Below are 13953 nucleotides of genomic sequence, written 5' to 3'. Positions count from 1 at the left end.
ATTATCACTTATTATTATAGAATTCTTTCATCACATACCAGGCCTTTTTCCTGAATCCCTGATCAGAAATAAGCCCTTTCCGGTTCCAACCTTCCTGATTCGTAGGATGAAAACGATACGGAGAACGGAAATCAAATAGTATCCAAGGAGAAATACCAGCCAGATTTTCCACACGGCTGAACATCTCCAAATTATCTCTGAACAGCTTTTCCTGATATTCTTCGCTCCATGAACTTGTTAAAGTAGAATCTCCCGATTGTCCGTAAAGGGCTTCACCACCAAATTCAGAGAAAATCAACGGTTTACCGAGAGCCACATTCCAACGTACTTCCGAAGGATCTGACGGCCAGGCATGGTACCACCCCATATATTTATTAATCGACACCACATCCAACTCTTCGATAAAAGAATCATTCATTTCAAAAGCCTTCGTTTCAGGATTCAGCTTCGGCAGATCGAAAGCTGCTGTTATCAGACGAGTAGTATCCATCTCGTGACAGTGTTCGACAAGACTCTTCAGAAAGGCATTGCGGGCTTCGGAAGGAGCTGTTTCATTGGCAACTCCCCAGAAGGTCAAGGCACACCTGTTCCTGTCACGCATAACCATTTCCGTATACATTTTTTGCGCCTTCATACGCGTCTCGGCATTTTTAAAATCAATTCCTTGCCAAATAGGAATTTCTTCCCACAACATAATACCCATCTTTTCAGCTAGACGAACGATATATTCATTTTGTGGATAATGCGCTAGACGCACTAAATTAGCACCCAACTCCTTTGCTTCAGAAAGTAATGCTACAGCATCCTGCTCTGAAAATGCTCTTCCCTGGCGTTGCGCTATCTCTTCATGGAAACTGATTCCTTTCATAAAGACCGGAGTATCATTCAAATAAATCTTCGTCCCTTTCACACTAAGATTACGAAAACCTATATTCTCTTTCACATGGTCCGTTGCAGTGGAAACTGTGACTTGGTAAAGTTTAGGTTTTTGGGGCGACCAACGTTCCAGTTTCTTAGCACAGAAAGATATTTTCGCCATTCCTTGTCCGTCAGTCTGCACTTCAGATGCGATTTTCAGTTCAGGAATTTCAATTCTCACTTTCTGGCCCGCTTTCTGCTCTGACAGTTGTAAGGTTGCATGAATATAATCTGGCTTGTATTTATCCAGTTGTATAAAGTAATTGCTGATATATACTTTAGGAGTACGTACTAACATCACATCACGCGTTATGCCGCCATAATTCCACCAGTCAAATGACAGCGCAGGAATTGCATCTACCGTCCGAGTATTATTCACTTCCACAGCCAGAAAGTTTTCTCCTGCTTTTACCAAATCAGTGATATTGAACTGAAACGGCGTAAATCCACCTTCATGACTACCTATCTCTTTTCCATTCAGATAGACCCGGCAACGGTAACTCACAGCTCCAAAGTAGAGAAACAGGTTCTCATCCTGATTTTTACTCACCTCAAATTTACGGGCATACCACACCGTACCTTCATAATATTTAAGTTCTGGAAGCTGCGAATTCCAGTCGGAAGGCACATTCAAACGTAGCCCTCCTTCGAACTCATACTCTTTAAAATCAGCCTTATTTCTTAAAGGTCTGTTCTTATAGATAGAGGTTCGCCGACCTTGCTGATAAGGATCAATAATAGCATTCCACTTCCCATTCAAAAAAGTGTATTGTCTACCATATACATTCGTCAGTAACTCCTGAGCACCAACGTACTGGCCATTACAGATCGTTATCAGAAATAAAATCCAACCTAAAAATTTCTCCTTCATAAGTATTTCTCTATTACTTTTTATAAATTTTCATTGCACATCCGCCCCCTTCTGCCAAATTCACCGTTAGCTTACGATTTTGGGGAACAAAGATAACAGACTTCCGATAATCAGAAGCTATCTTATCTGCATTTATACCATCTTTATAAAGTTCAATTGTCCATTCCCCTTCACCCAGAAATGAAAAATCAAATTCCATTGTACGCTTTTTCCAATTAGTCAGCGCTCCCACATACCAAACATCTCCTTTACGACGAGCCATTGAGATATATTCTCCTATTTTTCCATTCAAGGCTTTTGTTTCATCCCATACTGTCGGAATATCTGAAATATAAGAGGTACACTCAGATTCACGTTCATAGAGAACAGGACTATCACACAACATGGATAGCGGAGCTTCGAATATTACATATTCAGCCAGCTGGCGGCAACGAGTTCCCATACTCATAGGTTCTTCATTAACAGCGCGAAAATTACGTTTATTGCCATTTTTCATTGCACCTTGGGTATAATCTACAGGTCCCGCTATCATACGAATAAAAGGCATAGTCACATCATAGGTAACCTGATCCACCTTCTCACTGCCAGAGAACTTCAACTGCTCCAAGCCATGTACGCCTTCAAAATTAATCACATTCGGATAAGTACGATTCATTCCTGTCGGTTTATAAGTGCCATGATAATCTAACATTAAATGGTATTTTGCAGCTATCTCAGCCCCACGATAGTGAAAATCAACCATTGCCTGATCGTCACGGTCCATGAAGTCTACCTTGAAGCCCTTAATGCCCAATTCTGAATAATGCTTGCAGATGCTTTCCAAATCACGTTCAAAAGCATAGTAACCGGCCCACAAGATCAGCCCTACATGTTTAGAATCAGCATAAGCAACCAACTCTTTCAAATCTATTTCCGGCACAACCTGAAATAAATCAGCTTTTAGATTTACGGCCCAGCCCTCATCCAAAATCACGTACTCAATACCATGCTTAGAAGCAAAATCAATATATGCTTTATAGGTAACATTGTTCACACCAGCCTTGAAATCTACACCGGACAACCCGCAACTGTTCCACCATTCCCAAGCCACCTTTCCAGGTTTAATCCATGAAGTATCTTCCAATCGGGAGGGAGCAGCCAGTTTATAAACCATATCATTATCAAGGAGTTCTTTATCATCAGAAGATACAATAGCAATGCGCCAGGGAAAACTTCGTCTGCCGGAGCACTTCGCAATATAATCTTCTCTTGCAGTAACCAGCTTTTGCAATTTATTATGTCCACCTTGTATCGTTTCTTTCGGATACGGAGCAAAAACACCTTTCAAAGAATTAGACTGATTCGCATTGCGAACAAACATGCCGGGATAACTCTCCACGTCTGATTCTGCAATACAAAGCTTCTTTCCATCTTTCAATTCCACAACAACCGGAGTAAAAGCCAATTGATTAGTACCCATTTCACTTAGGTTGACATGTGTATAGACATTCTCAAAAGAATTGAAGAACTGGTCTTCTACCTTTTTATTCTTTCCTCCTCTCACATAGGGAATATACGTCATATAATCATCGTCAAAATTAAATGTAGCTTCTTCAGCTATTACATTAAAAGGTTTATTCTCCGTAACGACGAAGCGATATGCAACTCCTTCATCATAGGCTCTGAATTCTAATTGGAATCCGTCCCTGAAAGTAAGAGACAGCTCATTACAACGATTTCTTATCTCACTCCGTTTGTAGATGGCAGTAGTGATATTCTCATCAACCACACGCCTACGTACATTCTTGACTTTAGACTTCACGCCTAATATTTTATTATTGCTTAATGACATAGAAATAGGCGAAGAGACAATAATCGCAGTATTTTCATGTTTTAAGGAATAACAAATTTTATCACCGGCTTCGATACTTAATTTAAGCTTCCCATTCGGTGACTTTAACTGATATTGTTTCTGAGCTATACTAAAACTCAGGAATGCACTCAGAAATGTAAGTGTCAGACAAAATCTTCTCATAAATCAATTTTATTGGTTTTAAGTGATATTTTGATTAATATTAAATTAAATAATACGTCACAAATATAGACATTTACTGAAGTCAGGTTTGTGTTTATGTATGAAATCATCGGGAACGTTTGCAAATTCAATTTTACATTAAAAAGCTATATATAAGATATTTATCTAAAATATGAAATACGAAATCGTTTCCAATAATTTCATCTGTATACCTATTGTATATGTTATAGTATTCACTTATTTTCGCACAAAAACAATTCACTATGAAACATTTATTATTTATTTTTCTATTTGTTTCTTTAAGCGTACAAGCTAAAGTAACATTACCAGCCATCTATTCTGATGGAATGGTACTACAAAGGAATCAACCTATTCGTATATGGGGGCAGGCTGATCCAAAGGAAAAAATACAAATCTTATTCGCAGAGCAAAAACAAACAGCAAAAGCCGATGGCAAGGGATACTGGGAAGTGAATCTGAAAGCTCTGGAAGCTGGCGGCCCCTACCAACTGCAAATCATCGGAAAAGAAAACCAAATAAGTATCAAGGATATTCTTATCGGAGATGTATGGTTATGTAGCGGACAATCTAACATGCAATGGGTAGTAAATAACGTCACTAATGCGGAAGTGGAGAAAAAGAATGCCAATTATCCGCAAATCCGAACTTTAAACATACCTCGTCGCATGGAATTATCCCCTAAAGATACAATCAGCGCAACATGGCTCGTATGTTCACCTGAAAACGTAGGCCGTTTCTCCGGAGTTGCTTATTTCTTTGCTAAAAAGGTTTATGAGGAAACAAACATACCTATTGGTATTATAAATTCATCATGGGGCGGTACAATCGTGGAAACCTGGACAAGTCTGGAAGCTGCCAATACATTGCCACAAAAACGACTCGATCGATATAACAAAAATGAGAAACTATTCCCCCCTACAGAATACCTTACACGAAAAAATAAGGAAGCAAAGCGTAATGATTATCCATCATTGGTATACAATGCAATGATCCATCCGCTGCTATCCTTCTCCATTAAGGGAGTTCTCTGGTATCAGGGAGAAAATAATGTAGGAAATGCAGAACCTTATACCGATTGGCTCACATGTATGATTGGAGATTGGCGTAACCACTGGAATTCAGAATTACCGTTTTATATCATCCAGCTTCCCAACTTCGATTCTATCAACAAGAAACCACTTTGGGCGGAAATGCGAGATGCTCAAAGTAAAGTTCTGGCAGTTTCTGGAACCCATCTCATCGTAACCAGTGACTTGGGAGACCCCTATGACCTTCATCCCCGCAACAAACAAAAGGTAGGTATGAGAGCAGCATTACAAGCGTTACATTACGAGTACGGGTATTCAGATATTGTCAGTGAAAGCCCCATGTTTGAACGCATGGAAATCAATGGTGACAAAGTCATAATTACATTCAAAAATACAGGTTCCGGTTTAGAAATACGTAGCCGATATGGATGTCTGCAAGGTTTTGCCATCGCAGGAGAAGACAAAAAATTCCACTGGGCGCTGGGAGAACTCAAAGATAACCGAATTGTTATTTGGAGTCCGAAAGTCCCTAATCCTGTTGCCGTACGCTATAACTGGGAAAATAATCCGGACGGAAATCTTTATAATAAGGACGGCTTACCGGCTTGCCTGTTCCGTACAGATAATTGGTAAGCATTATCTATTTCACATCGCTAAAGAATCAAATGATATTATCTTTTTAACAGAACTGCTCCTAAGGTTTCGTATCTGACTTTTTGGGGCAGTTTAAAATTGTGAGGTGCAGTTTATTTAGACGATCTTGTTATCCCTAAATATACATTTCCAAATCTTTGCAATCGACTCTGTAAACGAATAAATTAAGTGTTCTTATACTTCTCCTTATATACTTTAGGAGAAACACCATAAACACTCTTAAAATAATCACCAAAATGATTATAACTGCCAAATCCTGTTTGATAAGCAATTTCCGTTGCTGTCTGTTGAGAAGTACGAAGCATCTCAGCAGCACATTCCAAACGGATATTACGAATCAACTCTGCCGGAGAAAGATTAGTAATAGCCTTTACCTTACGATATAACTTAGCCCTGCTCACTCCCATTTCCTTACATAACATTTCCACATCCAACTCAGGATTAGAAAGGTGTGTTTTCACTACTGCTTCATATTGTTCAGCAAAAGATTTATCTGCAGGTTCCAACTCAATGCCTACACTCTTTAAAGAGAGTTGTTTTCCATAAATCTCCTTCAATTTCTTCCGACCGCTCAGAATATTATTAATACGGACTATCAGGGTAGAGACTTTGAAAGGTTTCACAAGATAGTCATCTGCACCGGCCTGGAAGCCTTCTTCAACATATATCGTCATGGATTTTGCAGTCAGCAATATGACAGGAAGATGGCAAAGAGAAGGGTTCTCTTTAATATACGTACATAATTCCATGCCATCCATTTCAGGCATCATGACATCACTCACTACTAATGACACATTTTTTTTGCCTAATACCTCCAGTGCTTCACGTCCATTCTGAGCTGTAACAACTTTAAAGTTTCTCGACAATTCTTTCTGAAGATAAGTCAGAATTTCAATATTATCATCTACCAACAAAATCGTCTCAGAAATCGAAGTAACTTTAAAAGAAGAAGCATCGTCTACTGCATCTTCACTCTCATCCAATGTGCCTTGAACTGCCATTTCATAACATTTATCATATCTCCACGGCAAATCAATAGAAAAACAAGTACCATGCGGTTCCCTACGTCTGACCGATATAGTTCCCTGATGTTTTTCTACAATAGCTCTTGCTATAGTCAGACCGACTCCACTACCTCCCATCTGTCCATGCAAATCCTGATGAGACAGTGCAAAAGGTTTGAATATCTTGTTTATATCCTCATTGGATATTCCAACTCCAGTGTCTTTCACTTCAATGTGTATTTTCGGCTTCTCTCCTTCAATCAAGGAAACAGCCAAAATAACAGTTCCTCCCTCCGGAGTAAACTTCAGAGCATTGGACAATAAATTAAAGAACACTTTCTCTAATGCGTCCTTATCAAATGTAGCTAATATAGGCGTCTCTGGCAGAGAAAGCTGCAATGCTATATCTCTTTGCCGGGCAGTAACCTGAAAAGAGTAGTAAATCTCCTGAATAAAATCATTAAAATTAAAAGAAGATAGTTCCAGTTCCCCATTCCCATTCTCTATCTTCCTCAAATCCATCAGGTCATTTACCAACGTAAGTAATCGTTTGGCATTACGACGGATTAACAGCAAGTCTTCTTTTACTCCGGAAACATGTATTATCTTTTTCTGTATCTCGTCCAAAGGATTCAAAATCAAAGTTAACGGAGTCCTGAATTCATGCGCCACTTGCGTAAAAAAAGTCTGCAATTCCCGGTTAAACTCCTCAGATTTATCCTTTTCTATTTGTTTGAGATACAGTTCGTGCTCTAACCGTTGTTTCCTTTGCTTATAGGCAATATAGCGTTGCAATATGTAGAAAATAATAGCAGCATAAATAACAAATGCCCACCAACGCGCCCATAAAGGGGGAAGCACTTCAATTTTCAAATGAGTTTCCGGTCCTATCGTTCCATCATTATTAAGTGCTTTGATCCTTAAAAGGTAGTTACCGGGAGCAAGATTACTATAGAATACTTCACGACGATTACCCGCATCCACCCAATCCGGATCTACTCCATCCATCTTATAAAAGAACCGGTCGCTATTACCATATATATGGTTATCACTCGCATAGGCTATCGAAATGTTTGTCTGATTGTGTTTTAAGCATAACACAGATGTCTCAGCCAAGCATTTATCTAACACAGAACCATCACAAGGTCTTTGCAATTTATTATTAATACGCAACGTAGTAAGAATCACAGAGGCCGGCGTATCATTCAACATAAAATTCCGGTTATCTACCATTACATATCCGGTATTACCCAATATCCAAAAACGATTGGCTGAATCTATCAGACTGGAAGCATCCATATCGGTCAGACGCAAACCGTTGTTATTATCAAAAGTATGTAATTGGTCTTCTTTGAAGTTGAACAAATACAACTTGTGTGCACCAATTACCCATAACCTCTCTTCATTCTGTTTTGCAACAAAATAAAGTTTATCCGAATGAACCTTGGTATGCGACAAATGTTGCTTTCGCAATTTCCAATGTTTATCTACAGATAAGAGCCCCTGTCTCTCAGTCGTCATCCATAGGTTATGCTCCGAATCCCGGCAAAAAGAAGTTATACTAAGCGATTTATCTGCAGGAACTCCCAAATCTGCCGCGCTTATCTGTTTCTTTTGTCCTATATTCAGATCATAGACATACAATCCTTCCTTCTGGGTGGCAAACACAAGTATTCCGGGATCTATTTCATCAATATAATTCGAGCATGGAAATTGCACGGAGTCCATATCTAGACAGAAAACGCCCTGATCCTGTACAGATATCCACCAATGCTCTCTGGAGTCTTTGAAGATATACAATATATTTGTATTATCGTACTTTCGCAATAATGAAAACTTATTCCTCTTTATAGAATAATTATAAACTTCTCCCCGTTGATTACCGCACATGATTGTATCACCCGATATACAGATTGATTTAATGATATTATCATTGTGGTGCTTGTTTTCATTCAGCCAGAAGGATTCTACCTGACCTGTTTCCGGACGATGACGCAGCAAGCCGTTACCTTCTGTCGCGAACCAGATATTATTATCAGCATCTTCTTTTGCCATCCTGAAGCGTCCTGCCAAATGGGAAGGAGCAAAGAATCTGAAACGCTGATTATAGCTGTGACTGTAGTTCACACCACCGGCATATGTACCGACCCACACTATTCCTTGCCTATCCTTAAACAAAGAATATATGGAATAATAACTCAGACCTCCATCTTCTCCGATTTCCCCTTTTTCTACTATCACCTCCTCCATATTATCCTTATGCAGCCTAAACAGGCCATTGAAAGTACCAATCAACATATAGTCCTTATTCAACTCTATGATATCTCTGATCTCTTTATTAAGGAGAGATGTAGAAGAAAGCTTATAAGTTTTCACTTCCTTGGTCTGAGGATTATATTTGTTGATACATATACCTACAATCACGCTCCAAAGACAACCTTCTGAATCCACCCGCAACACATTTATCAATCCGTCAGTCAAGGGACCTTTCTCTATAGACCTAGGATAAATATGCTCAAGCAATTGCCAGTTTTCATCATATACAATAATGCCATGTTGGCGAGTGCCTACGTAATATTTCCCACCAGCCTGCACAAATGCAGAATATCGATATTCCTCCGGAGCGTCTTGCAGAACCACAAGAGTATCTTTCTCCATATCATATCTGAATATTTTCTTTTCCGTATAGGCTACAAAGCTCCCTCCCTTATCAACTCCAATCCCAACCCAACGACTACTTTGGTTCTTGTCATACAGGAAACTTTTTACTTGCTGAGTAGAATATTTCATCCTGTCCAAACCGTTTTCATGCAATATCCATAAATTCTTATCCCTGTCCTGAATGATACGGCGTATTTTATTACCTCCAAGAGTGGGTTGCGTATTAGTACTGAAAATATCGATATGCTGTCCGTCATAACGGTTTAAACCATTATCACTTCCCAACCAGATAAAACCATCCTTATCCTGATATATGGATTGCACATAATTATGAGAAAGTCCGTCCTCGGTAGTCAAATGTTCGAAGAACAATTTGTCAGTCAAAAGCTGAGCACTTCCACTCGACCAACAAAAAAAGAATAATATCAATAATATATATCGGCTAAACATGCTGCAAATATACCTTTTATTCCTTAATGACACAAATCCGGGAGTTTCTGAGACATGTCGTAAAGTCCTAAAATTCATTGCATTCTAACTTTGCAGCAACAATAAAGAAAATAATATTAACCCTAATAAAGTAAATACCATGAAATCTCAAGTAACACTTAAAACAATCGCTAAAGCACTAAATCTTTCTACTTCCACTGTATCCAGAGCTTTGGCAGACCAGTGGGATGTAAATTCGCAGACAAAAGAAATCGTAATGGAATTGGCCACCAAATTAAACTACAAGCCCAATATCATGGCAGTGAAACTTAAACAATGCCATAAGAATAATACGGAAGTCAGTAAACAACCTAAAATTACCATCAAAGAAATGGCACGCCAACTCAATCTGGCACCATCTACCATATCACGCGCATTAGCCAATAAAAAAGATATTAGCCTGAACACCAGAAAGGCTGTACAGGCTTTAGCTAAGAAGCTACATTATCGTCCAAATCCTATCGCTATCATCTTAAAACAACAACATACTAAACGTGCATCAGCATAATCTCATATTAATGCGAATCAAGAGTTGAAATTGATTCATAACCCGTCAGAAATGAACTAAATGCAATAGCTAACTCCTTTCTTAGGCATTCCTATGCTTTTTCCCTTCCAACGGTTAGCCTTTTCCATCCGAACGCTTATTCTTTCCACCGTGGAGTTTCTTTCTTTCCACCATGGTGGAAAGAAAGTTTCCCCGTGATGGAAAGAAACTTTCTCCATGGTGGAAAGAATAAGTACCTACTACAATTTTCCTTAACCGTCGCAGCGAAAAGGGATAAAAGTGGCGATGCGGCGGCTTAACCTCTGAAACTTAATATTATTTATGCGGATCAGGAGTTGGATTGTGTTCATAACCCTGCAAAAAGCGTGCATATCTGGCGGATATATATTAGGAAAAGAACAGGAGTTAAATGCATTTTCTCTCGAAGCGTTAACCTTAAACAAGCCCACTCTTCGAGAGAAAGGATTTTACAAGCTTATTCCACAGCCTTTTTATAACGCAACAATGCTTCTAAGAAATAATAATCGGCATAAGAAAGCGGTACATCTACTTCGCTATTTTCCGGAAGATTACCGACACTATGCTTTAGAATAAAATTACAGTTAGTTCCCGGTTCAGCAAGATAATGAGGTGAAGCTAGAGTTCGAAGTTGTTTTTCAGCTATTGAGAGATAATTTTGTCCTGTTTTCTCATCTGTAACAAAACCACTCAGCTCTACAAAAGCAGAGGCCATTATTGCACCGGCTGAAGCATCGCGATATTCATTACCGTTAGGAGCATCAAAGTCCCAATAAGGAATACCATCAACCGGAAGACGTGAAAGAAGCATATCGGCAATATTTTCTGCGTGTTCCAAATACTTTTCATCTCCGGTCATGCGAAACATCATTGTATAGCCATAAAGTGCCCAGGCTTGCCCTCTCCCCCATGATGATTCATTGGCATAACCCTGTACTGTTTGCTGGCTACGCACATGTCCATCTTCAGGATCATAATCTACCAGATGATAAGAAGAATAATCTTTACGGAAATGATTTTTAAGGGTAGTATTTGCATGTGTACGAGCTATATATTCCAAAGTATCATTATCAAAGGTTTTCGATGCAAACATCAGCAATTCCAAATTCATCATATTATCAATGATAACAGGGTATTTCCAACCACGGCGCAAGAAATCCCAGCTTCGGGTTACTCCAGTTACAGAACTAAAGCGGGTCGCCAATGATTGTGCCCCTTGATAAAGAACTTTCTTATAATCTTCATTTCCCGTGAGACGAAAACCATTACCATAACTACAATTTAACTGGAAACCTACATCATGGTCATTGGTTACGTATTGAATAGGATCCAGTTTCAACGTATTCTTTTCGGCCAATGTCTTCACGGCTTCATTTTGAGTATACTCATAAATATACCAGAGTGAACCGGGATAAAACCCGCTACACCACCAATAAATTGTCGAAGATTTGAATGTACTGTCCGGAGCTATGGACTGCGGTAAAGTAGTACTTTCCAAACGAGTATCCATTGTCAAATACTGCTGTTCAGCAACGGTAAATACACGTGCTGTCAATGCATCCATTGATTCCTGTTTCGAACACGAAACAAGGAAACCAATTAAACTTAATAAGAGCCATTTCTTTTTCATAAATCCTTTTTATAATTTAATTAACAAATAATTCATCTGATAAGATTTAATGTCACTTTCAACAAATTCTTCCGGTTTGCAGGAAGATAAGTTTCAAAACCTACACGCATACTTCCCGGATTAGGTTCATCAAAAACATGGAGGGGGGCATTTGACCAAAGTTTCATTTCAACATCATCCGGTGCAGCCACGGTAAGCAACATTCGGTGTCCATCCTTAGCCAATTCTATTTGATTCTTACCGATGATTTTTGCTTCAGCCGGTGTTACCATAATCCAAGTTACCAAAGCCTCTTTTTCTCCCGTAACCAGTTCATCTTTCACAATCAGATCATCTTCTTCATTCAGATAAATGATGCGGACAACTTTTTCCATATCATCAGCAAAAACGCTTGTAAGATTTACTTCTGCCCCTTTCCTATCTTCACTTTTATATATTCTGCTTATGGGAGCATAACTATTCACTAAATGCCGCTTATTATTTATCGTAAGCGTATTATGTGCCATATTACCAAGACGGAACACTTCCCACCGTTGGCCTTCTTGAAACTGATCCCATAAATTTACTCCTCTACTCTCCAAACTTAAATAATTTTGCATACCGAGATCTATCCCCCAGCGTATTCCCTCCCTTTCATAAATAAACGAACCGGCATCCATATGCGCATGAGAAGTTAAGGGAGAACCTCCTTTTACGGCCAGATAGCTATCTTTTTTACTATTCCATCCGCCACGATAAATAAAAACCGGTGTCTTTCCACCATTATGCCAAAAACGACAGGAAGGCGGTTGTATATTACTCAAATCCTGATGAGCACAAAAAATCAACAGACAGGGCAATAAACGATCTTCTGCAAAACTAACTGAAGGATCCTCTAAATATTGATTTTCTAACCATAGTAAAGATAAATCCCCCATTTTCTTAGCAAACCAAAACATCATCATATTACATCTCACTCCATTAACAGCATCCGAAAAATTAAAGTATTCGCCACTTGGAGCTGTCATAAATTCCATAAAGCGAGCTGATTCCAAAAAACCGGGATATTCGGATAGCCCGGCATCTGTCCCCAATGCACTTTCAAGGGCAGCAATAAGTAACACCTGAAAACTGGTACCATATCCCCAATAATGAAAGCCCTCCGGATATCCTCCATCCGGTCCATAAGCCACTAAAGCTTTAGGATTAGTCAACAAGCACTTCTCTATAATTTTTTTTGCCTTATCCGGCACATCCTCAAAAACTGCAAGCGCACCACACAATAAACCACCATTACAAACAGAATTCCAGTTAGATACCGCTCTGTAAAACCATTCATCAGGAGCAGCGGCATCCAGACCTTTTTCTACAATTGCGTCACGTACTATAGAACGTATTTCCGGTTCCAAATACTCATAAAGCCAATCATAACCTATGGATAATGCTAACACCATTTCTCCCACGTCCAAAAAGTGAGATGGATTCCAATCTGGAAAACGGCTTACCGAAAGCATTTCTTGTGTCGCACGATAAGCATACTTTTCTTCCTTCGTCATGCGATAGGCATATGAAAGATAGAAAATCCGTTTTAATGCCAAACGGGAAACACCCAGCAACCGCTTCCCTTCCATAACTCGTTCCGCCATTTGTTGGATGAGTATCTCATCAGATTCTTTCAAAATACGCTCATGAACCTTCAATAACGATGGGAAGCTTGTTATTGACCTCTTCACAGCTTCTTCTCCTCCTTGCGTTAATAATAAACGAGGATGAGGGTTCATTCCTTCATAATCCAAAGACTGCGCACACAGCATTAAAGAATAAAAAACTAAAACTGACAATAAGATTGTTCGCTGTAGACGAGGTTTACAAAAAAGGAATAAATATATCATCATATTAATTACTTAAAAGTTCAACAACATGACAAATATCACAATATTATAGAATAATATAGAATCATTATCTGCAAAATCGACGGGAACGTTTTCCTTAACTAAAGCTAACCATCTTTCTGTGCAAGGTATGCAAAAGTATGTTTTTATATAGGAATAATCAACTATATAACAAGCTATTAACATTAAAAACCTACAAAATCGTTCCCGATGATTTTCATCATTCCTTGCATAAGTTATCATATTATTTCAGAGATTTGCATGTG

At 38.9% G+C, this 13953-nt stretch carries 7 protein-coding genes; 2 read left to right on the top strand and 5 right to left on the bottom strand.

Features of this window, described 5'->3' with window-relative positions:
- Positions 1-4 precede the first annotated feature (4 nt).
- Both BUC01_RS15420 and BUC01_RS15415 read right to left on the bottom strand, forming a co-directional pair.
- Positions 5-1789, bottom strand: a complete 1785-nt coding sequence (locus BUC01_RS15420) for a glycoside hydrolase family 2 protein (protein ID WP_025831485.1) — start codon at positions 1787-1789, stop codon at positions 5-7.
- A 13-nt stretch (positions 1790-1802) separates the two neighbouring features.
- Positions 1803-3803, bottom strand: coding sequence for a retaining alpha-galactosidase (locus tag BUC01_RS15415; RefSeq protein ID WP_025831483.1), 2001 nt, complete (start codon positions 3801-3803; stop codon positions 1803-1805).
- Between the two features lie 263 nt (positions 3804-4066).
- Between BUC01_RS15415 and BUC01_RS15410 the strand changes: the two genes are divergently transcribed.
- Positions 4067-5485, top strand: a complete 1419-nt coding sequence (locus BUC01_RS15410; RefSeq protein WP_073314172.1) for a sialate O-acetylesterase — start codon at positions 4067-4069, stop codon at positions 5483-5485.
- A gap of 185 nt (positions 5486-5670) precedes the next feature.
- Here BUC01_RS15410 and BUC01_RS15405 read toward each other — a convergent pair whose 3' ends face one another.
- A complete protein-coding gene (locus BUC01_RS15405) occupies positions 5671-9555 on the bottom strand; it encodes a hybrid sensor histidine kinase/response regulator (protein WP_244895752.1) in 3885 nt (1294 codons plus the stop codon).
- 205 nt (positions 9556-9760) lie between these two features.
- On the opposite strand from BUC01_RS15405, the gene BUC01_RS15400 reads away from it, so the two are divergent.
- On the top strand, positions 9761-10168 hold the full coding sequence (locus BUC01_RS15400) for a LacI family DNA-binding transcriptional regulator (RefSeq protein WP_007663930.1): 408 nt from the start codon (positions 9761-9763) through the stop codon (positions 10166-10168).
- A gap of 475 nt (positions 10169-10643) precedes the next feature.
- On the opposite strand, the gene BUC01_RS15395 is transcribed toward BUC01_RS15400, so the two are convergent.
- Both BUC01_RS15395 and BUC01_RS15390 read right to left on the bottom strand, forming a co-directional pair.
- Positions 10644-11816, bottom strand: coding sequence for a glycoside hydrolase family 88 protein (locus tag BUC01_RS15395; protein ID WP_025831479.1), 1173 nt, complete (start codon positions 11814-11816; stop codon positions 10644-10646).
- A gap of 32 nt (positions 11817-11848) precedes the next feature.
- The gene (locus BUC01_RS15390) at positions 11849-13690 is read right to left on the bottom strand and encodes a heparinase II/III domain-containing protein (RefSeq protein WP_083595465.1); all 1842 of its coding nucleotides are present in this window, start codon (positions 13688-13690) and stop codon (positions 11849-11851) included.
- Positions 13691-13953: the final 263 nt, after the last annotated feature.

Origin of the sequence: Bacteroides stercorirosoris, from assembly GCF_900142015.1 — a bacterium.
Lineage (GTDB): Bacteria > Bacteroidota > Bacteroidia > Bacteroidales > Bacteroidaceae > Bacteroides > Bacteroides stercorirosoris.
The sequence above is the reverse complement of the archived record's forward strand: the minus strand, read 5'-3'. Positions and strand labels throughout refer to the sequence as shown.